The following is a 23,658-nucleotide window of genomic DNA, read 5'->3' as shown; positions in this document are numbered from 1 at the left end:
CTACTTATCTCCCTTCGTTTGCATGTAGGCCCGATACATCAGTTCGGCCCGGATCCAGTCTTCTTCGGTATCGATATCCTGGACCAGATAACGAGGTAAAAATACCGGCATACTCTGTTTGGAAAACAAAGGGTTATTGTCCAGCCAGGCATCCTTTTTTCCCCAGTAAAACTGGCCTGCATCGTGATAGTATTCTTCTAAATCCTGCGAGCGTTTTTCCATCTGACTGGCATCTAACGGTTCAACGCCCTTATCAGCCAGTCTGATAGCCCGTTGAATGGGAAACTCAAAGGTGGTCACTGAAAACGCAAAATCCATGGTTTGTTCGCTTTCCAGTTTGCTTAATGCCTGTGCTAATACATCACCATTCAAAAACGGCGCAGTGGCATAGATACAACAAACATAATCCGGCGAATCATTTTGCGATTGATAACTCTCGATAGCATGCCTGACGACAGGAGAAGTACCGGTATAGTCGTCAGCTAAGGCCGCCGGCCGCTCAATGACAGATGTCGCTCCCCATGCTTTGGCAACGCGGGCAATTTCGTCTGAGTCTGTAGAGACCACAATATCATCAAACACCCCGGCTCGTTTGGCGGCATCAATAGAGTATGCAATGAGTGGTTGGCCGGCAAATGACCTGACATTTTTACTTTTGATACGCTTACTGCCGCCTCTGGCGGGGATCACTGCTATATTCACGATAACACCTCTCTTAACTGCGTAATAACCTCCTTCTGGTTATCGGCAGTTAGTGCGGGAAATAAAGGTAAAGTCAGGGCCCGTTCGTAATAGGTTTCCGCATGCGGAAACTGACCCAACTTAAAGCCTAGTTGCTGATAGTATGGTTGTAAATGAATCGGAATGTAATGCACATTCACGCCAATACCACGTGCTCGTAGTTCATTAAACACGACTTTGCGATCATGGGTGGTTAACTCAATCATATACAGGTGCCATGCACTGTTAGTATCCAGCACAGGTTTAATAACGGGGAGTTCTTCAAGGGCTTCATCATAGCGCTCTGCGAGCGCCAGACGCTGAGTCACAAACTCATCCAGATGCTTAAGCTGGGAACGACCCAGCGCGGCATGTACATCACTTAAACGGTAATTAAAACCTAACTCATGCTGGGCATAAAACCAGGGCTCGTCATTATGTGACTCCCCAAGCATTGCCGGGTCGCGGGTTATCCCATGACTGGCATAACGGCGTAATAATACCGCAAGTTCTTCGTCATTGGTGAGCACAGCCCCGCCTTCGGCGCTGGTAATGGATTTTACCGGATGAAAACTCAGCACGGTCATTGCTGAATATTTACAGGCACCGACTTTATGCTGCAGGGAATCGTTTGCCCCCAGCGCATGTGCTGCATCTTCAATCAGTGTAATACCATAGGGCTCGGTGATTTCGGCAATGGCGGCCATATCACAACTGCTACCGGCAAAGTGCACCACCACGATAGCCTTAGGTATTTTATTTTCGGCCAGTGCCAGATGGAGTTTATCTACCAGTGCATCAACACTCATATTGCGGGTCACAGGATCGATATCAACAAAATCAATCTCCGCACCGCAATACAGGGCACAGTTAGCCGAGGCAACAAAGGAAATAGGCACGGTCCATACCACGTCACCGGGTTTTACACCTGCCGCCAGACAGGCGATATGTAAACCTGATGTACCGCTATTACAAGCCACACCAAACGCTGCGCCGGTATACTGGCACAATGCACTTTCAAATAAGGGCACCTGCTGTCCCTGAGTTAAAAACCCATGCTCAAGAACATCCGTCACTGCCCTGACATCATCGGCAAATATCCGATGCTTACCATAGGGGATCATAACGTGTCCTTGTCCAGTGCTTTTAACTCATCAATAGTCAGAAAATGTGGATTGGTACCAGAGTGATATTCAAACTTATCAGTAACGGGATTGCCTTTTTCGCCAAGCCGGTTGCTGCGGTAATCAATATTCTTATCGAAAAACGTAATCGCTGGGGCAATCACATAATGATCGTCAAATTCAACCGTGTGGTGCGCCATTTCTTCCGGCACCATCACTTCATGCAGCTTTTCACCGGGGCGGATCCCAACCAGTTCATAATCGGATTTGCCACTCATTGCCGTAACCAAATCAGTAATACGGATAGACGGAATTTTGGGGACGAAAATTTCCCCACCCTGCATTCTGGCAAAGTTTTTAACTACAAATTCAACGCCTTCATCAAGGGTAATCCAAAAACGGGTCATTTCCGGATGAGTCACCGGTAACTCGTCACAACCTTCCGCCAGCAATTTACGAAAAAACGGTACTACCGAGCCCCTTGAGCCTACGACGTTGCCATAGCGAACCACTGAAAAGCGCGGTCCGGAGGCTCCTGAGATATTGTTTGCGGCCACAAATAGCTTGTCCGAGGCTAATTTAGTTGCGCCGTAAAGGTTCACCGGATTTGCCGCTTTATCTGTAGACAGGGCAATAACAGTAGATACATCATTTGCCATGGCTGCATCAATCACATTTTGCGCACCATTGATATTGGTCTTAATGCATTCATTAGGGTTGTATTCGGCGGCTGGCACTTGTTTTAGTGCAGCAGCATGCACAACATAATCAACGTCTTTCATGGCTATTTTCAGACGTTCATTATCTCTTACGTCACCAATAAAATAGCGCATACTCGGCGCATTAAATTGCTGCTGCATTTCGAATTGTTTAAGTTCATCACGAGAATAAATGATTATTTTTTTCGGTTCTGACTTGGCCAGCAAATACTCGACGAATTTCTTGCCAAACGATCCTGTGCCACCAGTAATCAATATCGTTTTACCGTTAAAATCATTCATTATTTATTCTCATTTAGTGATGTTGACTGTTCACTGAAAACTTCTTGTTGCAGCTTAGCAGGCATTTCAGTGGCGACCAGTAATTCAGGTGTAAAGTGAGGGACAAACCTTGCACGATCACCCAGCCCAATCAGTTTATTATCTTCAGCGATAGGCGCTGGGCTGAATATAAAAAACAATGGCAAATCGTAAGCATAATAATCGTCTAAAAACGCTAAATCGTAAAGTTTATCAGCGACTAACAGAGACTCTCCCGCCGGAAGCTTAGGCACCACAATACAGGCTCCGCACTGCAAAGTCGCCGCCGCCACTGCCAGCAAGCATCCATAATACAGGTTGTTATAATTAGATAATTCATTCACCGGACAATACAAAGTAATTACGTTTGACTGAGTTAGCATTGACGCAGACGGAAGCGCTTTGTCGGTATGCAGATAAACCTTTGTCACATCGCTTTGATGAGCGGATTCGATATACTCAATGTCTTGTGTGATAACAACATTGAAATCATCATCAGCCAGGGTATTCGCGATACCCCAATAGTCCAGAGCGGACTTTAATAAGTCGTTGAGATCGCTATCGGCGGCTGTATATTTGATCTGGTTACTGGCGATATACTGAGGAAACACGACATCTTGCCGGGTATCATAAAACGCATACACCGAGTCAAATGCATAGGGCTCTGCCGTCACCGATATTAAAAATGTATTGAGTGACTCATGCCACAGACTAAGTACTTCAGATGCTAGTGTTAATGCCAGTTTCTCATCATCAATTGACACAATTTTTGTCAGGGCGCTGTTCACAAAATTCAGCGAACCATTCAAATAAAAATACAGCAAACTATGGCTACCCTTTACAGATAACAATAACACTGTACGTTGCGTCTCTATTAATTCTTCAACATCCTCGACTGACTCTACGTCCCGTTCGGTCAGAGATATTAAACGTCGAAAATCTTTACTCAAATCATCTTGTTGATATTTAGCGTTAAACCGGGTTTGAAACTCGTCGGCATCGAGGCGCTCAAACCCTTTGGATTTGATACTGCTCAGACAAGCTTGTTTTATCTCAGGTGTAGATAAAATAAGCGTATCTTCTTTATGCAAAGGGCGTGTTCCTTCGAATTTAGCACCATCACTGAGGTTATACACCTCATCACAGTCTTTAACAGCTCGCTCCAGAATTTCTTTGGCTAATTTAAATTCATATTTGGTATTCACAAAAGGTCGGAAATTTCCCGCTACTGTTAACGAGGTATTGTGTACTTTGCTGTATTCATACTGCTCTTTACCATCGTTCATGTAATAGCCGGAGGCTTTAGAGTGGTGGTGTTTTTCATCAATAAACCCTAAATCCACCCCAAGCAAGTAAAGCTGCGAAAACCCGAACTGACTGGCAAAGGCCAAAACAAAGTTGGTTACGGTCGGGTAGGCATTTTTTGTCAATGCAAACGGAAAGCTTTCATACAATCGCTGCACGGCGGTTGTACCGGATTCACCGGGCTTAAAGGTTAAATAAACATCCTTAAACAGGTCACTGATATCGGGATGTATCCCATTACAACTGATCAGGCTGACTTGCTTAAGAAAACTGAGGTCAGCACCTCTGCTTATCCAGTCATAGGGAGAGCGATTAGCCTCAATTTCAGCGTGAAAGTCCGGCGTTATGCCATGGCGATATAAACTTTGTAACGCGGTGCCACAGGAGATGATAATCACGCTTTCCTGAGATTCTTTCAGGGTATCAATCAAGCCATCGAGCGAGGGGCCGTTACCGACAATAAAAACAGGTACATTTCTTTCTGCCTGGCTGAGATACTGAGCCGGCTTTTCGCGTAAATGTGGTATACCGTCCAGTATCGCCTGGCGCGTATGGGCAACCAAATGACGGGAGTGATCAAAATAATCCCCCATCGCTATCAGCACTTGCAGTTGCTCTCTTAACTGCGCGATAGCATTGACTAAATTTTCGTTGTAGTAGGCCTGATAAAAAAACGTGTTGGCTAACACGTAAGGGCCAACCACTTGAAATTGCGTTACTAATTCATGAAAAGTATGTGTACCATCGTCACCGATATTCAGGTACAAGGAACCGCCTTGTTCATCTATTCGGTGTAAAATAGTATGCCAGTCCAGGGCATAAAGTGAGGCGTAAAATAAATCGCGATTCGGTTCACAAATAAATAACCTATCCAAGGTGTAGGCATTACTCAGCAACTCAAACTGGTAACCAACCCCCAGGCCAAAAATAATCAGCGACCGCACTTTTTCTGGCAGCTCTGCCTGTTTATCTTCAAGCTTTTTCAGTAATGGCTCAACTTTGCTGACTAATTGGTAGTGAAAAAAATTACGCTTTTTTTCGCCCCCCGTGCCCGTTGCTAATGTGTCTTTATGAGGATGTGAGGCAAAGAATTCAAAGCTATTGCGGCATTCCTGTAACGGAGAATCGCCGTACAAATTAATATTCTTTACTTTATGAAACAGGTTTACTTCTGCATTGGCGTTCGCTCTGGGCAGCCAGCACTCAGGCTCATAGTCGGCAAACTCTTCATAAATGTCGTTAAAAAACTTTTTAAACGCGCTAAGGTTTTTATTAAACCTTTCCTGAGATAACTGAGTCGCTGTCCAGGCGTCACTATCCAGCGGGACTGACCAGCGCGGTGAAAGATCACCAACACTTTCTTTTTCCAGAGCATAAAGGGATAAACCCGAAATACTGAACAGGCCATGCTGCTGAATTTGCGTAAGCAGTGCATCAAACACGATATGATTATAATGTTTGTAAAAATAACACTCGTTTGCCTGGGTATTCTGCCTCAACTCAGCTAAATCTTGCTGGACATTACGCCCGTCTTCCTCAAGTTGAAAATAGAGTGCGGTGCCTTTTTTTTGCGCCAAACGCAGAATATTCTGCCACGACAGCATGCTCATTGAACATTTGAGATACTGATGTTGTGGTTCATAAATGATCAGATGTTTGATGGTATGGCGTTCAATTAACTGCTGGATGTGATAACCCGCGCCAAGACCAAATACCACTAATGCATCCAGCGATAAAGGTAAAGCGCGCTGTGCCCATTCCCCGGAGTTTAAGTTAACCAAATCGGCCTGCTGTGCCACCTTGTTAACCTGTGCGGTGACTTCCCTAAGCGGCTTATCCCCATAAAACGTTTGACCTGAACTATAGTCAACAATATTCAGTTCCTTTGCTTTATTGCAAAAAATGGAAATATTGCTTTTTACCTGGGCGAACACATAAGACAACAACGACGGAATATAACGCTTTAACGCATTGATGCCCTCACGCTGGTTTTGCTGAATCTGAGACGACACGGCAGCCTCATTACGAGACTGAAGCTGCTCATCACTGCAAAGCTGCAAGCGAATATCATTTAACATTTATTTATACCTATTTACCGCCTTTCGACCACGTATAAACTGTACCAGGTCATCCTTTACCGATGAAAGCAAAGACTGCGCCATTTCTACAAACTCTTGATTTAATTGATATTCAGCTTTAGCAAATTCACTTAATTGAGGTTCTTGTAATTCCGATAACCGTTTTTTGACTAATTTGTCACGCGTTTCAGTAAGCTGCGTAAACTGTTCATAGTTATCTGGGTTTTCGGAGTCTTGATTACTCAGAAGTTGAGCGAGTTGCAGGTTTACTCGCTCAAGCTCCGGTGTAGTATGTGGGGATTTAGTATTAACTGGGTTCAAATGGCTTGTTGTTTTTGACGCTGAATTTCGTACGCTTCCTGTTTTGCTGATTCAGGAATCTGTACCCACGCATCACGAATTGTTGTTAATAGGCTAGACACTTCATCCAAATACTGCAAGCTGTTAGTTATATGGGCTTCATTGATACGATTGATCATGTAGTCATACAGCTCAAACAGATTTGCCGCCATCTCCTGCCCGGCTTCAAGATCGAGTGTATCGCGTAAGTTAATCAGGATTGCAACAACCCGTGAAATAAACTGCGCTTTTTGCTCATATTCACGACGTTCCATTGCTCCTTTTGCATAAGCAATGCGATCCAGCGCGCCCTGCATCAACATTAAAGTCAGCTTATGCGGATCGGCATTGGCAATATCCTGTTTAAGATTACCCTTGCGGTACGCATTGATGCCTGTAAGTGCCATTATAAATTCTCCTGCTACTTCTTAATATTAATAATATGAGCCTAACGAAGCCAATAAAGCCGAGCCCGTCTGGTTAAGTCTCGATACCGTTTGATCCAGATTCAGATACTTAGCTCTGACCATAGTCTCGTAACCCAGCATATGCTGCTCCAGGCGTGCGCGCGCATCTTCGATCTGACTTTGATTATCTTGCGCCGCTTTTTCCCGTGAGCTAATCAGTCCTCCTGAAGAGGCGTATTCATCAGCGATATCATAAAGCCGGGTCGCAATACCCTGAGTTTCGTCGGTAAAGATCTTAGCGATATCATCAAAGCTATTTTCCAGTGCATCGTCAAAACGCGACTCTCCGGATCCCAAACCAAAATCGGTGGAACTAATTTCTAACTTGCCATCAGTGGTCAATTCAATACCGATTGCAAACAATCCGCCCAACTCAGAACTTTGAACACTTGACCCAACTATGGTTGCCATCCGGCTGCTTACGCCGCGCAGTAAGGAGTCACCAGCCAGTGCACCATCTTCTTCAAGCTCAGACTCTCCGTAGCGGGTCACATTTTTGATTTCATCAATAATACCGTTATAGCTATCAATAAAATCATTGATCTTGGTTTCCAAACCCTCTTTGTCGTAGCCAATTTCCATGGTTGACGATTGTCGTGTTACGCCATCGCTGTTAAGCGGTGAAACTTTATTGGCAGTAAATGTGACATTCTGGATGGTGTTATCAAACGTATTAGTCTCACTCTCGACCTGAATACCGTCGATAGTGGCTTTTGCATTTGCAGCGGTGAGTACTGGCGTTAAATTGGTCGCCGTTTCTGCAGAGTCGGTTGTCGTCAGGCGATCTAATTCAGCGCGATCACCATCGTTGACGATGACCAGATCATTACCTGTGCCGGTTGTATCAGACGTAAAAACTAATTTAGCGCCTCCGGTCGCTGTGCCGGTATCGATAATATTGGCATTAACGCCAAAGTTATCTGCATTATTGTTTATTGCCTCTCGCAACTCTGCCAATGTCATATTTTGGGTGACATTAACCGTGAAACTGTCCCCGGTACTATCAATTTTAAATGTCATAGTGGTGTCACCAGCACCATCGGTAAGCACTGCATCAGTGGGGCTGGTAAAGGCGGCGTCAGCGGTTTCTATGCGTGAACCAGATGCAAGTTGAGAAACGCTTATGTCGTACGAACCTCGTAAGGCCGTATTGGTTGCTTCTGCGCTGAAGATTTCGATATCTTCAGAGGGGTGAGTTATCGTCGGTTCCCGGCCATTGATACTGGCGTCAGTACGTAAGTCATCCACCGCGTCTTTAAATGCGGAAATCTTGGATTTGATCTGTCCGAGTGCGGAAATTTCATCCTGCACTCTTTCTTCTCTGGCATCAAGACGCTGCTCTTTAGGCGTCCGTTCTGCACTGATAAGCTGCCTGACCAAATCATCAAGCGCAAGACCGGACCCAACACCTAACGATTGTATAGTCATAGCTCACCTCATACTTGTTTATTAAAAAGTACTCCTACCTTGCTTCCTATATCTTGTTGGAGTTCTTTTATTCTTTCCGCTAACCTCAACACTTCTTCGGATGGAATTTGTCTTATCACATCACCTGAAGAAGAGTCTTTAACAGTGACTACAGGCCTTCTGGAACTTTCATCCACAGAAAAAGCCAAATTACGGTTTTGTACCTGCAAAAAGCTCTGAACTTCTTCGACTGCAGTATCCAGAACTTGTCTCTGCCCCTCTCTTGAAAGGTTATCGGCAGATTCCTGTTGACCTTGAGCACCTTCTGTCTGAAGTTCAACCTTATTTTGCTCACTTGCCTTCTGGGTATCAGCAATACTCTGGTTAAGTTTGACTTCCACTCCAGGCTCACCAGGAGAATTGACTTTAACATTCGCTGCAAAGTTCTGGCCAGTTTGTGTAGCTTGAAGATCCACAATTAATCCCCCGTATTAAAACAGGTAAAACGGGCCTGCTTATCGCAGTCGCCCGCTCATTCAATGTTTAACATTGGTATGTTAATACCACATTGTTAATTCAATTTTAGCCTAATAGCGACAATGCGGTTTGTGGACGCTGATTGGCCTGACTCAAAACAGAGACTGACGCCTGTTGAATAATCTGGTTACGGGTCAACTCGGCGGTTTCCGCAGCAAAATCTGTATCACGGATTTGCGAGCGCGCAGCCGACACGTTTTCTGAAATATTACTCAGATTACGAATAGTTGATTGAAAGCGATTTTGCAACGCCCCCAGATCAGCGCGAGCGCCCCCGATAGCAGAGATTGCATCATCAATATCAGCTAACGCAGCTGACGCCGCAGCTGATGTACCCACGCTCACACCATCAATCCCTAAACCAGATGCGCCATAAGATTGAGCACTTAATGACACAACGATTGTTTGTCCAGCGTTCGCTCCTACCAGGAAGCTTGCGCCAAATGTACCGTCCAGTAGCGATTTGCCGTTAAAATCTGATTCAGATGCAATCCTTGAAATTTCGGTTTTCAGTGCGGTAACTTCTTTGTTTAAAGCACTGCGATCTGCAGCACTATTCACACCGTTTTGCGATTGCACTGCCAATTGACGAATACGCTGCAATGCAGTGGTGGTCTCATCCAGCGCACCTTCGGCAGTTTGCGTCAGTGAGATAGCATCGTTAGCGTTACGTACTGCCTGGTTCAGGCCCTGAATCTGCGTTGTCATACGATCAGTGATCTGTAATCCCGCGGCATCATCTGCAGCACTGTTAATTCTGAAACCTGAAGACAAACGTTCAAAAGATGTACCCAGCTTGCTGCTTACATCAGATAACTGACGCTGTGCATTCAAGGCCGATACATTTGTATTTACATATAAAGCCATAATAAACCTCCTGGGATTATAACTGTCAGAATTGTTCAAATTCCGTTAAGTTATAATCTTCATATTCAATTTAGCTAAACAGTATTCAGCTAAATCACCTCATCGTTGTAGCGCCTCTCACAGCGGCCACGCAATTCATGAATGAATTACCCCTCAACTATAGGTATCGGCCCAACCTTGAGATTCTTTAGTTTTTTTTCTAAAAAAATTAAAAAAAACGAACAATAAAAACCAACCATTTGTTTTAAAAGGTTTTTCCTTGGAGGATTATTCATAAGGACGTCTGAATAATATTCTCAAACCGGTATATATCGCGCATTTTAGCGCTAATTTTTTAGGCGAAGGACTTACGATTAAGGAAGAGTGGAGAGCAGAAAAGTCGATGGTGACTACGTCGCTGTGCCGTCCCTTTTGCATGAACAACATCTCTCTGAGAGAAAGATCTAATAGTGCCAGCCACCCGACCCAACCTGTACAGACCAAATCCTGTAATGATTGTCAGGCAGGTCGTGAATCTGGGCGAAAACACTAAGCGAACACAAGAGTAAAAGGCTGGCATCAATAATAACAACAACACATTTTAATTTCGGCCATGCATACTGAACAACCTGAACAACACTGGTGATATTGCAGTTGGATAAAAGCGGCAAAACCAGGGCACTTATTCAGGATAACAGGCAAGTCTTGTCCGCTTTTATTGCGGATTTAAGCTATTTCTAACTGCTGATTTTTAAGAGTTAATGCAGATTGGCAATACGAGAATACGACCTTAACCAATAATATAAAAAATTGGCATCACTGTTGCTTTATCTTTAATGTAAGTGACGGGAAACGATTTGGTAATTACAATAAAAAAGGCCGAGTCAACGAAGTGACCCGGCCAGCTTGCTCACGTTAGGAGAAGGAGCAAATTCGGTTTTAGTCGGCTTGCAGAATAATAGTAGATAAATACTGGCCTCTCAACCAACTATTCTACACTCTCAATTCTGCTAGTCGGCGTTTTAATCCTTGTTTTGGTGGCCTTACGGCCGCCATCCCTGGCAAGGGTTGGCCTCTCAATTCCACCCTCTTATGGTATTTTTCACAACTTTCATCTCCCGGCTTATCATTGGCAATCGCAGCGTACGACCTGGCGCTCAGGTTTTGTCAGCGCTTTGCGTTAATGCGGGGGATCGCTTTATTTATATCAAAGGCAGTTTCTGCCGCTCAGGTGGCAAAACATGTAAAACAGAGGTTTACCGTTGCCGCCTGCCAGTTTCTCTGGACCCGGTATGAACAACTAGTAAGCTTATGTCTAAGCCTCTATGTCGCAGGTGGTAGCTCTGCCATACTCCAGTGCATTAATCAAACAACTCAATTTATTTAATTGGCACACCTTATGCTTTAAGAAGAGGGTCAGTGTTAATTTACTGACGCTTTGCTTGGCTTATGTATAAAGTTAAGTAGTGCTAACTGAGCTTAGGCTCATGCTGACTGCAGGTATGTTGTTCAGACCTCATACCTCTCACTACCTCCTGGCTTCATTCCTGTCAGTCGGCAGCTTAGCTCAACACCTAACGCCCTTCAGGGTTTATGGATTAGCCCGCTTATTCTTTAATTACCTTGCAAATACTCTCTACTCATCGGTCGATTGCAGTCTGCCCCCACATATTGCAACTCGACCGTTTTTCTTTATCTACTCATCGTTTTTTGTTTATCAACTGCAGTCTGCCCCCGCTTTTTGCAGTCATTAGCGATGCCATTCACTCCACTATTGCAGTAATTGTAATGCTGCTTGTGGTCGTTGGTTGGCTTGCGACAATACATTAGTACTGGCCTGCTGAATAATTTGCCAACGGGTTAATTCTGCAGTCTCTTTAGCAAAGTCGGTATCGCGAATACGTGACCGCGCAGCTGACGCATTTTCAGAGATATTACTCAGATTTCTGATGGTCGACTGAAAGCGGTTTTGAATCGCACCCAGTTCTGCCCGTTTTGCATCAATAGCGGAAATCGCAGCATCAATAACCGGCAACGTTCCCGATGCACCGGAGGTGGTAGATACCGTCGCATTATAACCATTGGTTAACCCCGAAAAACCGAAGCCACCCGCCCGGGACAAATTAAAGTCGATAAACTGTCCGGCCTGTGCTCCCACCAAAAATGAGGTGGCAAAATCTCCGGTCAGAATATCACCACCGGCAAACTGCGAGTCAGACGCAATACGGCTGATTTCAGTTTTAAGGGCAGATACTTCTTTTTGCAGTGCCTGGCGATCAGCATCGGTATTAATACCGTTTTGCGCTTGAATGGCCAGCACCCGGATGCGTTGCAGCGCCGAGGTTATTTCTTGCATGGAGCCTTCCGCCACCTGAGCCAGAGAAATACCATCGTTGGCGTTCCGTACGGCCTGATCCAGCCCCATAATTTGTGACGTGATCCGGTCAGAAATCTGTAAACCCGCCGCATCGTCTTTTGCACTGTTAATGCGATAGCCCGATGACAAACGCTCAAATGCGGTGCTCAGATGGTTACCAGAGGTAAACAGTTGTCGCTGTGAATTTAGCGACGACACATTCGTACTTACATATAAGCTCATTTTAATCTCCTAACGATTTTTGATAACTCAGGTTTTATTATTTTTATTAACCTGATTTTTTGACCGCTCATATTATTGTTATTAGTTGAGCTGTCAGGCATTTTTGCGTCTTTATTATTATTGTTCGCAGTGCCTTTGTAATAGTTATCGTACGCGCAGGAGAAATCCTTTAGCTTTTTTTTGCTAAATTTAAATAAACTTAATAATCAGTATCTTAGGTTGAATAACAAGCCGGACTTTTGTCCGGCTATGCTCACAGTTTTGAGAGTAAGCTCACTCCCGGGGTCAGGCTGATACCTGGTTCACTACCTCCTGGCTCCATTCCCTGACTCGTTCGGAGTAGCCAGTTATCCCAGTAGCTGTAATGCTGCCTGCGGGCGCTGATTAGCCTGCGCCAGCACAGTGGTACTTGCCTGCTGAATAATCTGATTACGCGTTAAGGCAGCGGTTTCTGCCGCAAAATCAGTGTCTTTGATTTGTGAACGGGCTGCTGAAACGTTTTCTGAAATGTTACTCAGGTTACGAATAGTAGATTGGAAACGGTTTTGCAGTGCACCTAAATCTGCACGAGCTCCCCCGATAGCAGAGATTGCACTATCAATCGCAGCTAACGCACCCGACGCCGCAGCTGATGTACCCACGCTCAAATCATCAATTCCTAATCCAGATGCGCCATAAGACTGACCGCTCAAGGACACTTTGATATTCTGACCGGCATTTGCACCAACTAAAAAGTCAGCGCCAAACGTACCGTCTAACAGGGCTTTACCATTGAACTCTGAATCGCTTGCGATACGTGAGATTTCCGTTTTCAGCGCAGTCACTTCTTTGTTGAGTGCACTACGATCCGCGTCACTGTTTACGCCGTTTTGCGACTGTACCGCCAGTTGACGAATACGCTGTAACGCAGTGGTGGTCTCATCCAGCGCGCCTTCCGCAGTTTGGGTGAGTGAAATCGCATCGTTGGCATTGCGTACTGCCTGGTTCAGACCCTGAATCTGAGTCGTCATACGGTCAGTAATTTGCAGACCAGCCGCATCATCTGCCGCACCATTAATGCGGAAGCCCGATGACAGACGTTCAAAAGACGTGCTTAAAGAATTAGATACATCAAACAACTGGCGTTGCGCGTTTAATGCAGACACATTGGTATTGACGAACAAAGACATAAGTCTCTCCTACACTCTCAATCCAGCTAGGGCTGGCTGCCAGAATATCCGGCAATTACATTGTAATAGTAGTCATCAACACCTGAGGGGTAATTGATGAACTGGCTCTCTCAGAACCTTTATCGACAATTCCCAAATTCCCTTTAATAAAAATTAAAAATATTTTTATGCGGTTGTGTTCAGACCATAATCAGGCAAACATTGAGACTGAAACAACCGTATAACAAGACAGGACTATGCAACTGAAACTACTCGACGTGCAGCGGGTTTGTCGGGGACACGGCCATAATGCCTTTGGTGATATCACTCGCTTTAAGGGGAAATTACTGGTGTGTTACCGTTCAGCGCAAAGCCATATGAGTGAAGATGGCCGGGTTGTGATATGCGAACTTGATGAGCACAGGCGACCAATTCGCTTTCAGTACTTGTCAGAATCTGGCTGCGATCTGCGTGATCCGCACTTTTGTCTCGATGGTTCCCGGCTTTTTATACTGGCCCACCAGCGTGTAACCTGCAACTCCCCTCAGGCTTTCACTTTTAGCTGGTTTTCAGACAATGGCTTGTCCTGGTCGGGGCGGCATGCCCCGGGACCGAAAAACTGGTGGTTATGGCGTGTTTGCGTGCACAATCACCGGCACTGGGGACTGGCCTATCTGCGCCGGGCAGACAGACTTGATCTCTATTGCGGGCATTTACGTTCAAGCATGCAGCAGGTGAAAACTGGCGTATTATCCAGGCAACGACATCATTTGGGCTATCCGAATGAAACAGACTGTTTCTTTGCTGATAACGGTCAGTTGTACGCGTTAACCCGACGAGATGCCGACTCCTTTACCGCTCAGTTTGGTGTAAGTAAGCCGCCCTATGCACGCTGGCACTGGCATGATCTCAAGGTATATATTGGCGGTCCGGCAATGTTACCTGTTGATGACCGAACAGCTCTGGTGGCCGGACGTCATAATACAAATAAAGGCTTTGTTACCCGGTTATGGCGTTTGGATTTAAAGACCGCCCGGCTAACCACTCTCGTCACACTGCCAAGTGGCGGGGATAACAGTTACCCGGGCCTGGTCAAGCATAACGGACTATTGTATGTCAGCTATTACTCCAGCCATATTGATAATCAAAGTCGTATGTATCTGGCCGTGCTACATATCACTGATACCCATCAGGATAGATAATTGAATAGCGATAATCCTGAGATACGCGGGAAAGTGCTTAGTGCCGCGGTAAGCGCAGCTTCCTGCTTAGCAAATTCAGCTGAGGCCTCGGCATAGTCGACATCCTCAATCGCCGAGCGGGCTTCCTTGGTGCTGACTTCTAAATCGAGGTTAGTTTCGTACACCGATTCGGCCACATTCAACCGGGCACCAATGGATGATACCTCAAATGCAATTTTTTCCAGAGAGTTATCAATGCCCACCGCCGCATCGTTCAGTGCTTCCCGATAAGTAATATCGGTAAACGATGGATCGTTTAACGCCTGTTGCAGTTCGTGGAGTGTATTAGCGATGTTTTTCTTTTCAGGCGGATCCAGCTGAAAATCCAGTGTATCGCCCACGTTTCCATTAAGAGTGAAGTCGATTCCGGCAAATGAAAAGGGCTCTCCGGATGTAAACCCCTGAGTACTCAATACGGTATTTGTACCAAGGTTTCTAATTTCAACCTGATTAGGCGCAGTGACTGTTACCCGAAAGTTATTATTTGCAGTGGTAATCGGATCATAGTTATTTTTGTAAAATGTATCGAATTCACTGAGTCCCGAGACTAATGCCTCATCAACAATGACACCTGCCGTCCCTGTCACTGTGAAGTTTCTGCGCGCGGCCACATCTTCAAAAACAGTTTGACCGGACGCCGTGCTCCGAATAGTAACACTATTAGATAACTGAACCTCATTGGTCCCACTATCGCCCTGAAAGGCATAGGCATTTCCTGGCGTGCCACTCGCCACAAAGGGGCGTATTTCAGACTGGTAACCGGCAAAATAATAATCACCATCTGCGGTTTGAGAGTTCATAAGATCAATGACTTCTTCTTTGATTTGGCCGATTTCCGCGGCCAACGCTTGCCGATCCGAATATAACAGTGCCCCGTCACCAGCCTGGATGGTCAACTGACGGGCGCGATTTAGCGCATTAGTAATATTTCTTAAGATCGTTTCCTGCTGATCCAACGAACCTGTTACCAGATCATTATTACGCTGAAACTGCGCCAGGCTATCGAGCTCTTCGGTCATTCGAACCACTTTAGCAGCGCCCACAGGGTCATCCGATGGCCGGTTGATTTTCTTACCGGTACTCATCGACTCCTGCGTACCCGCCAGCCCCTTCTGGTTATCCATAATGGCGCGGATATTCTGATCATAAAGTTGGTTGGTTGAAATACGCATGATGATTACCTGACCGATGACAAAATAGTGTTAAACAAATCCTGGGCAGTCGTCAGTATTCGGGCGGCGGCGGCGTAAGACTGTTGATAGCGAACCAGGTTTGCCGCCTCTTCATCCAGACTAACGCCCGACACCGAATCAAACCAATCCTGCGATTGGACTTTCATTGTTTCTGCTGCCTGTAATGCTATATCGGCAGAGGCTGCTTGTTCACCAATGCGGCTCACCAATGTTGAATAACTTTCATGGAAGGTACGTGGTGTGCTGTTTGCGTTGGTACTTAACTGAACCAATGCCTCGCGCTGCAACCCGGCCAGCGCTAACGCGTTTTTGTTGTCAAAACGCCCATCGGTATTGTACTCAATGGTAAAGGTATCACCCGCTACCGGCTCGCCTTCAAGACTCAAATCATAACTGCCGTCGAGTCCACCACCCGCCTGGGCCAGCAAGTTGTTATAATCAGTTGCGCCTGTCACTGTCGCGAGCACGCCACCCGCCGCATCAAGCACCTCATAATCGTTAGCAGAAGTGAAACGAATTTGTGCCGGTGCGTTACTATCAAGACCGCCAGCCCCATTAAAAAATGACCCGGCGACATTAGTATCATATACCCGGGTATCCGTAACACTCGCATCCCCCAGATTATTTAACCCGGTTTCCGCTCTAATCGGACTGGCAAAGGCTAAATCTTCGGGCCGGCTGGTTGCCATCGAAATATCGCTGGCGGTATATTTGGTCGGCTGAAACAAAAATTCATTATCAACGCTGTATCCACCAGCAGACTGAAAATCAATTTCGATGCCACCCGGTATTTCTGTATAGCCCGCGCCAACCCCAATTCCCGAATATATTACCGGTTGGTTATTCTCATCGAGCTTAGGCGTACCATTGGCATTTAAAAATTCAACTGTCACTTCGCTGGGTACGCCAGCCGCCACCGCGGTTACGGTGACTTTAATATCGGCATCAGTAACTTCAGTACCACGCCCGGGGGTAAACTGACCGGCCACTTCCAGTGTGCCAGGTGTGTCGGTATAAGGCAGCCCGGTTAACTCAGGCAGAGTAAAAATGTCACTGCCAAGTTGAAAATCCAGATCCATACCAAACCGGTTTTGCTGATTAACGGCATCGGCAAACGATACGGCTAACTGGCCAATATCGCGTTGTGCTGGGCCTAATATGTCATCCCGATAGCGAAACAGACCGCCCAATGAACCACCTAAGTCATCTTCGGTGATGCGAATATTGGTATTCGGTTTTGAGCCCTCAAAGTTTGTTGAAAGCTGCAACTGCTTTTGCATAAAGTCGGCATTATCAGTAAGCTCAAATAAGTTAAAACTGCCGTCTTCAAGCACCAGAGACTCGCCACTGCTTAAGTTAACTAACAACGAACCGGCGGCGTTTTTACTTTCACGTACCGAAATATCCATAAGTTCGGCTAAATTATTGATCGCGTTGTCACGCTCGTTAATCAGCGCAGTTGGTTCATCCCCGGTCGAATTGCCTTTAAGCACCATAATGGATTTATTTAAATCACCGATGGTCTCAATGAGGTTATTAGCCCGGTTGACCATGCTGGTAAATTCCAGATTGAGCTCTTCTTCTTTGAAGCTCATAAAATCCGAAACAGATGTTAAGCGACGCAGTAGTGACTCACCTTCACTCAATACCAGACTGCGGGTAGCCAGATTAGTGGGATCGTCTGCGGCGGTTTGCATTGACGCAAAAAAATCACTTAACCCGGTTGAAATAGAATTCGCCTCATTCGCCAGCATGTTGTCGATGGCGGCCGTTTTGTTAGCAAAGGTTTCCCATTCGCCTACCTGGGTAATATCGCGACGCAACTGGTTTTGCGCAAACTGGTCGATAATACGTTCGGTAGTGACCCGTCCTACGCCACCATATAGCTGATGAGCCACTGATGAGCGTTCACGTACATACCCTTCAGAGTTAACATTAGCAATGTTATTACTGGTGGTAGACAGTAGCTTGCTACTCGCATTGACGCCGCTCGTCGCAATAGTAAAGAGATCGACATTTGCACTCATATCAATCCTCACCAGCCAGTGTAATCAAACTAAAAACGTGACGCATCATGGTAAAAAGCTCCTGAACGTCTCACTGTTAAATACCGCCATCACTTTGTCGGCATACTGAGGATCCGTGGCGTATCCAGCCTCCTGAAGGGCTTTAAAATAGGCATCCGGATCTGACGCCTGGTCAACGGCATTGCGATAACGATCCTGCTCCTGAATAAATTTAACGTAGTCGCTAAAACCATGCTCCAGACTCTCATATGCACGGAAAGCTGCTTTTTGCGGACGCGCAACATTGCCATCAAACTCTAATGTCTTAACCGTAGCTGACTCACCCTGCCACTGAGAATTGGCCTTGATACCAAACAGGTTATTGGCACTGGTACCATTACCATTATGAATAACGTATTGCCCCCAGCCAGTCTCAACAGCGGCCTGTGCCAGCAATGCATCAGGTGAAATGCCTAACTGCGCCGCTGCTTGCTGAGCAGCTGGATACAGACGTTCTACAAATTCCTGCGGGTTAGCAAACGCGGCCGTTTTAAATGCCTGTCGTACTGTATCGTCAGTTAACACATCAGCGGTTGCCTGCGCCTGTGCGGTCTGTTGCTGACGCTGCCAGTTTAATGATGACAAGTTACCATCACTGCGCGCCACACTGGCCGGGATGTAATCTTCAATTTTATGCTGACCCAACTGCTGAACAATAATGTCAGCCAGCCCGACACCGCCGCTCGACGATAAGTCCTGCGCCAGTTGTTTATCGTGCATATCACGATAAAACTTCACTTCCTCAGAATTAAACGGACTGTCTTTATCTTCCATCGCATCCTGCGCCTGACGCATGGATTTCAGCATCATTTGCACAAAAATCGCTTCGAACTGCTGGGCCGCTTCTTTTAACGCTTTATCGTCTTTGCTGTAAGCTGCCTCACGTAAACGGTCCAGACTGGATAAGTCATGAACGTTGCGGGCCGACTCTAACTGCGATTTTGTATTCAGTACGTCCATCAGATCACCACCAGCTCGCCCTGTAACGCGCCGGCCTGGCGAAGCGCTTCAAGAATAGCCATCAGATCGCCGGGCGCTGCGCCTACTTCGTTAACCGCACGCACCAATTGATCAAGCGTTACGCCAGGTTCAAACTTAAACATGCGACTATCGGCCAGATTGACATCAATAATAGACTGCGTAGTTACCGCTGTTTCACCATCGGCAAGCGCATTAGGTTGTGTCACCTGCTGGTTCTCACTGATGGTCACAGTAAGGCCACCATGAGTGATTGCGGCCGGCAATAAACGCACGTCGCGACCAATAACAATGGTGCCGGTGCGGCTATTAACCACCACTCGCGCCGGTGCATCTGCGGGAGTAAATTCAAAGTTTTCCAGCGTGGCTAAAAAGCCCACACGCTGACCCGGATCGCGAGGAGCAGTCACTCTGACCGACGCTGCATCCAGGGGCTCAGCAATGGCATAGCCTTTTTCCGGTTGAGCTCCGAGGCGCTGATTAATCACATCGGCCAGTGCTTTGGCGGTAGAGAAATCCGGATAATGTAAATTTAAGGTCAGGCTGTCTCCACTGGCAAAACCACTGGGTACCGCACGCTCGACCAGAGCGCCGTTGGCAATACGTCCAACGGTGGGTGTATTAACGATCACCCGCGAGCCATCGCCGCCCTGAGCGCCAAAACCACTGACCACCAAACTGCCCTGAGCCACGGCGTAAATATTGCCGTCGATCCCTTTTAAGATGGTTTGCAATAATGTGCCGCCTTGCAGACTGCTGGCTTCACCGACCGACGACACGGTGACATCAATTGTTTGACCTGGTTTTACAAACGGCGGAAGTTCAGCATGCACTGCTACCGCTGCAACGTTTTTGATTTTAGGTTTAATATTCGGATCCAGGCTAATCCCAAAATTGGTCAGCATGGTCCTGAAGCTCTGCTCGGTAAACGGGCTTTGCTCACCGGTACCCGGCAATCCCACTACCAAACCATACCCAATCAACTGGTTACTGCGAACGCCCTGAACACTGGCTACATCTTTTATACGCTGCCCGTGCGCTATAGTGCTAATCATGACACAACACAGCAATAACCCTTTTAGTATTTTCATACCATTACCCCTTAAAATGGCCACCATTCAGACGAGAAGAACTGCGTTAACCAGCCCTTTTCCTGAGCGCGGGCAAAGCTGCCCGTTCCACTGTACTGAATACGGGCATTGGCTATGCGGGTAGACAGAATTTCGTTTTCGGGTGAAATATCCGATGCGCGTATAATGCCGGTCAGGCGGATATATTCGTCACCATGGTTTAAGGTCAGCCACTTTTCACCACGAATGACCAGGTTTTGATTCGCCAGCACATCGACCACGGTGACCGAAATACTGCCGTTTAAACTATTACTTTGGTTAGCCTGAGCATCGCCGGTAAATTCGTTAGTCGAGTTAACCCCCAGTTGAATGGACTGATTACCAATATTGACCGGGTTACCGCCTAAGCCCGTGATCGGTTGCACATCAACGCCGGTTTCTTTAGATGTTGTGGTACCGGCAGTTTTACTGGCGTTGGTATTTTCACTTAACGTTACGGTGATAATGTCACCCACGCGTCGTGCCGTTACATCAGAGTACAAACTGTTTGCCATATACGGGCGAAACAGGCCGCCATCTTCAACAATGTTCTCTCTGGGCATATCCGGGATCACCGGTGCAAACGACGGATCATTTGCCTGGGCATGATCTGCCGCTGTGCTGGCGCAACCACTAACAATTAACACCGACGTGATTAACAGGACTCTGCGGAACATAGATCACCCATTAAAATTAAAGTTGCTGAATTACCTGACCAAGCATCTGATCAACCGAAGAAATCACTTTGGAGTTCATTTCATATAAACGCTGACTTTCAATCAGATTAACCAGCTCTTCGGTGACGTTCACGTTAGAGGTTTCCAGTGTCCCCTGAGCAATTGTCCCCAGCCCCTGAAGACCGGGAATTCCCTGCAGCGGTGCGCCGGACACAGCAGTTTCAACATACAGGTTCTGACCAATCGGCTGTAAACCGGTAGGGTTAACGAAATCAGAAATATTGATTTGGCCAAGTACCTGAGGTTCAGCCTGACCACGGATTTGTGCTGACACTTCACCATCCTGTGAAATAGTGATCTGCTGCGCATCTTCAGGGACGGCTATTTCTGGTTGCAATAATAGGCCAGCCCCGGGGGTGACAATTTGCCCCTGGTCATTTAGCGTGAACTGACCGTTACGGGTATAGGCTATCGTACCGTCAGGTTGCAGAATTTCAAAAAAGCCGCGCCCCTGAATTGACATGTCCAGCGCATTTTCTGTCGTCAGCAGATTGCCCTGAGTATGGGCTTTTTGCGTTGCCACGACTTTCGAACCTGCCCCGAGCATCAGCCCGGAAGGCAACTCGGTATCAGCCGATGAACGGCCGCCCGGCTGGTTAATATTCTGATAAAGCAAATCTTCAAAAATTGCCCGGTCTTTTTTAAAACCGACTGTCGATGCGTTGGCCAGATTGTTTGATACCACCGACACATCGGTTTGTGCCGCATCAAGTCCGGTTTTACTGATCCAAAGTGCAGGATGCATACTTGTCTCTCCTCTGCCTTTACTGAAATTCGCTGCGGCTTATTAAATAATCCGTAACAGCATGTTGCCACGCGTATCCAGCGTATCGGCTTTCTTCATCATTTTGACTTGCAACTCATAGTGACGCTGCAAACTGATCATATTGACCATTTCATCAATGGCATTAACGTTTGAACCTTCGAGCATACCGGTCATTACCGATACGGTTTCGTCTGCCGCAGCGATAGTGCCATCTTTCTGACGGAACAATCCGTCATTGCCGCGTTGCAAATCACTGTATTCAGGTTTAACCAGTTTTAACCGGCCTACTTCTTCGTTAACCGCAGCTGGCGCGCCTTGTGGGCGAACGGAAATTGTGCCGTCTGCGGCAATGGTTAGATTGTCCAGTGGCACCGGCAAAAATATTGGGCCGGCATCGCCCATCACTGGGTTGCCGTGCACATCTTCCAGGACTCCATCCGGCCCTAACTGAAAATTACCATCACGGGAATAGGCTTCGTTACCCTGCTCATCCTGTACCGCAAACCAGCCGTCCCCCTGAATGGCTACGTCAAGATCCCGACCCGTTTGAATCAGCGGGCCGTCTTCATAGTTGTTGGCAGGGCTTTCCGTCATGGCAAATACCCGGGACGGCAAACCTTCGCCGTATACCGGCATCGACCTTGCCTGTTCAAGCTGTGCTTTAAAGCCATTGGTTTGAGCATTCGCCAGGTTGTTAGCCCGTATTGACGTGCCTAACAGGTCCTGCGACGCACCACTGCTGGAGATATAGAGTAATTTGTCCATGACTGCCTTTTGACGCTCAAAGAATAGATATAAGGATCATTGCAAAGGCAATGCCAATAAGTAAAAGGCAGAAGAAAAGAGGTGTAAAAGGTAAGATAAATACATCGAGTAGGGTGAGGCGTCTCCGCCTCATCCCTCTCACAGAACCGTACGTACGGACCTCGTATACGGCTCATGTACTGATTTATCCAGCGTAAATGCTGGGCACATTCCCCGTTCTAACATCTTCCAGATTCACCAGTCCTAGTTCGTTGAACCAGCTGTTTGGCATCGCGTAGCTTGCTAACGGGCTTCTTGCGCTTCGCCAACTCGTCATGTTCATGCAGACGAACTTGCCTTTGTATCCTCGCTGTCGTAGCCAGCGATGCAGGCGGCTCGTCTTCTTCCATAACTTAAGTTGAACGCTTCGCAGTCTGCGTCTTAGCCAACTCGCAATTTGTCTGAATGCCCTGCCGGCATCGGCAATCCTGAAGTACTGGCTAAACCCTCTTAGCAATGGGTTCAGTCCTTTGATGACACTTTGCAACGGTTTTCCTCCATTGCGTTTTGTCATCTGCTTTAGCTTCCTTCTGAACGCCGCCAGTTTCTTCGCTTGAATTCGGGTATGTTTTGTCCCGATTTCCACGCCAAGGAACCTGACTCCCGCATCACTGTGCGTGATATGGGTTTTCTCTGTGTTCACTGTCAGCTTCAGTTTACCTTCAAGGATTTGTGTCGCTTGTCGCTGCGCATTCTCTGCCGCTGAACGACTCCGACACAAGATAAGAATGTCATCAGCGTATCGCACTATGCGGTGGCCACGCTGTTTCATCTCCTCATCAAACGCATCCAGATAGATGTTCGCTATCAATGGGCTGATTACCCCACCTTGCGGACTACCTGCCTCTGTCTGCTGCCAATGCCCATCAACCATTACCCCACTTGTTAAGAACTGACTGATTAAGTTCAGCACGCTACCATCTCGTACCCGTCTTTTGATGCTTTTCAGGATAAGCCTATGGTCCAGCTTATCGAAGCACTTCGACAGATCCATATCCACCACGTGTCGTCGCTCATATCGACGGATGAACATTGTGGCTTTATTGATGGCATCATGACAGCTCCGCCCCGGTCGGTAACCAAAGCTTGATGGATGGAACTGCTCTTCGAAAATGGGACTCAGGATATCAGTCAAACTTTGTTGAACGACTCTATCCCGTACTGATGGGATCCCC

The 23,658-nt window shown here is 46.7% G+C and carries 20 protein-coding genes; 1 reads left to right on the top strand and 19 read right to left on the bottom strand.

Annotated features, from left to right (window positions below; translation table 11 throughout):
• The 11 genes from pseF to C6Y40_RS04250 form a co-directional block, all read right to left on the bottom strand.
• The gene (pseF, locus tag C6Y40_RS04300; protein ID WP_105933509.1) at positions 1 to 702 is read right to left on the bottom strand and encodes a pseudaminic acid cytidylyltransferase; all 702 of its coding nucleotides are present in this window, start codon (positions 700 to 702) and stop codon (positions 1 to 3) included.
• The gene (pseC, locus tag C6Y40_RS04295) at positions 699 to 1,844 is read right to left on the bottom strand and encodes a UDP-4-amino-4,6-dideoxy-N-acetyl-beta-L-altrosamine transaminase (protein ID WP_105933508.1); all 1,146 of its coding nucleotides are present in this window, start codon (positions 1,842 to 1,844) and stop codon (positions 699 to 701) included. The genes pseF and pseC overlap by 4 nt, the downstream gene beginning before the upstream one ends.
• Positions 1,841 to 2,845: a UDP-N-acetylglucosamine 4,6-dehydratase (inverting) gene (pseB, locus tag C6Y40_RS04290; RefSeq protein ID WP_105933507.1), complete on the bottom strand. Its 1,005-nt coding sequence runs from the start codon at positions 2,843 to 2,845 to the stop codon at positions 1,841 to 1,843. The genes pseC and pseB overlap by 4 nt, the downstream gene beginning before the upstream one ends.
• A complete protein-coding gene (locus C6Y40_RS04285) occupies positions 2,845 to 6,246 on the bottom strand; it encodes a motility associated factor glycosyltransferase family protein (protein WP_105933506.1) in 3,402 nt (1,133 codons plus the stop codon). The genes pseB and C6Y40_RS04285 overlap by 1 nt, the downstream gene beginning before the upstream one ends.
• Complete coding sequence (locus C6Y40_RS04280; protein WP_105933505.1) at positions 6,247 to 6,567, bottom strand: hypothetical protein; 321 nt, start codon at positions 6,565 to 6,567, stop codon at positions 6,247 to 6,249. It lies immediately after the preceding gene.
• Complete coding sequence (fliS, locus tag C6Y40_RS04275; RefSeq protein ID WP_105933504.1) at positions 6,564 to 6,992, bottom strand: flagellar export chaperone FliS; 429 nt, start codon at positions 6,990 to 6,992, stop codon at positions 6,564 to 6,566. Before fliS ends, C6Y40_RS04280 begins: the two co-directional genes overlap by 4 nt.
• 27 nt (positions 6,993 to 7,019) lie before the next feature.
• The gene (gene fliD, locus C6Y40_RS04270) at positions 7,020 to 8,480 is read right to left on the bottom strand and encodes a flagellar filament capping protein FliD (RefSeq protein WP_105933503.1); all 1,461 of its coding nucleotides are present in this window, start codon (positions 8,478 to 8,480) and stop codon (positions 7,020 to 7,022) included.
• 8 nt (positions 8,481 to 8,488) lie between these two features.
• On the bottom strand, positions 8,489 to 8,935 hold the full coding sequence (locus C6Y40_RS04265; protein WP_105933502.1) for a flagellar protein FlaG: 447 nt from the start codon (positions 8,933 to 8,935) through the stop codon (positions 8,489 to 8,491).
• Between the two features lie 106 nt (positions 8,936 to 9,041).
• Positions 9,042 to 9,863, bottom strand: coding sequence for a flagellin N-terminal helical domain-containing protein (locus tag C6Y40_RS04260; RefSeq protein ID WP_105933501.1), 822 nt, complete (start codon positions 9,861 to 9,863; stop codon positions 9,042 to 9,044).
• Between the two features lie 1,750 nt (positions 9,864 to 11,613).
• On the bottom strand, positions 11,614 to 12,441 hold the full coding sequence (locus C6Y40_RS04255) for a flagellin N-terminal helical domain-containing protein (protein WP_105933500.1): 828 nt from the start codon (positions 12,439 to 12,441) through the stop codon (positions 11,614 to 11,616).
• Positions 12,442 to 12,788: 347 nt separating this feature from the next.
• Entirely contained in the window at positions 12,789 to 13,610 is an 822-nt protein-coding gene (locus C6Y40_RS04250; protein WP_105933499.1) for a flagellin N-terminal helical domain-containing protein, read from the bottom strand.
• 236 nt (positions 13,611 to 13,846) lie between these two features.
• On the opposite strand from C6Y40_RS04250, the gene C6Y40_RS04245 reads away from it, so the two are divergent.
• Positions 13,847 to 14,791: a hypothetical protein gene (locus C6Y40_RS04245; protein ID WP_105933498.1), complete on the top strand. Its 945-nt coding sequence runs from the start codon at positions 13,847 to 13,849 to the stop codon at positions 14,789 to 14,791.
• On the opposite strand, the gene flgL is transcribed toward C6Y40_RS04245, so the two are convergent.
• The 8 genes from flgL to ltrA all read right to left on the bottom strand — a co-directional run.
• The gene (gene flgL, locus C6Y40_RS04240; RefSeq protein ID WP_105933497.1) at positions 14,779 to 16,002 is read right to left on the bottom strand and encodes a flagellar hook-associated protein FlgL; all 1,224 of its coding nucleotides are present in this window, start codon (positions 16,000 to 16,002) and stop codon (positions 14,779 to 14,781) included. The two genes, C6Y40_RS04245 and flgL, sit on opposite strands and share 13 nt — an antisense overlap.
• 5 nt (positions 16,003 to 16,007) lie before the next feature.
• On the bottom strand, positions 16,008 to 18,050 hold the full coding sequence (flgK, locus tag C6Y40_RS04235) for a flagellar hook-associated protein FlgK (RefSeq protein ID WP_105933496.1): 2,043 nt from the start codon (positions 18,048 to 18,050) through the stop codon (positions 16,008 to 16,010).
• Positions 18,051 to 18,095: 45 nt separating this feature from the next.
• Positions 18,096 to 19,049: a flagellar assembly peptidoglycan hydrolase FlgJ gene (gene flgJ / locus C6Y40_RS04230; RefSeq protein ID WP_105933495.1), complete on the bottom strand. Its 954-nt coding sequence runs from the start codon at positions 19,047 to 19,049 to the stop codon at positions 18,096 to 18,098.
• Positions 19,049 to 20,158 (bottom strand): flagellar basal body P-ring protein FlgI, encoded by a 1,110-nt coding sequence (locus C6Y40_RS04225; RefSeq protein ID WP_105933549.1) that lies wholly within the window; start codon positions 20,156 to 20,158, stop codon positions 19,049 to 19,051. Before C6Y40_RS04225 ends, flgJ begins: the two co-directional genes overlap by 1 nt.
• Before the next feature lie 11 nt (positions 20,159 to 20,169).
• Positions 20,170 to 20,853 (bottom strand): flagellar basal body L-ring protein FlgH, encoded by a 684-nt coding sequence (gene flgH, locus C6Y40_RS04220; protein WP_105933494.1) that lies wholly within the window; start codon positions 20,851 to 20,853, stop codon positions 20,170 to 20,172.
• 16 nt (positions 20,854 to 20,869) lie between these two features.
• A complete protein-coding gene (gene flgG / locus C6Y40_RS04215) occupies positions 20,870 to 21,658 on the bottom strand; it encodes a flagellar basal-body rod protein FlgG (RefSeq protein ID WP_105933493.1) in 789 nt (262 codons plus the stop codon).
• 42 nt (positions 21,659 to 21,700) lie between these two features.
• Complete coding sequence (flgF, locus tag C6Y40_RS04210; RefSeq protein WP_105933492.1) at positions 21,701 to 22,444, bottom strand: flagellar basal-body rod protein FlgF; 744 nt, start codon at positions 22,442 to 22,444, stop codon at positions 21,701 to 21,703.
• A gap of 184 nt (positions 22,445 to 22,628) precedes the next feature.
• Positions 22,629 to 23,658 (bottom strand): group II intron reverse transcriptase/maturase (gene ltrA / locus C6Y40_RS04205; protein WP_105933439.1); only part of this gene is annotated, 1,030 nt, incomplete at its 5' end.

It is taken from the genome of Marisediminitalea alba (assembly GCF_002993365.1).
Classification (GTDB): domain Bacteria; phylum Pseudomonadota; class Gammaproteobacteria; order Enterobacterales; family Alteromonadaceae; genus Alteromonas; species Alteromonas alba.
Note: the sequence above shows the minus strand (reverse complement) of the source record. Positions and strands in the feature narration are given on the sequence as shown.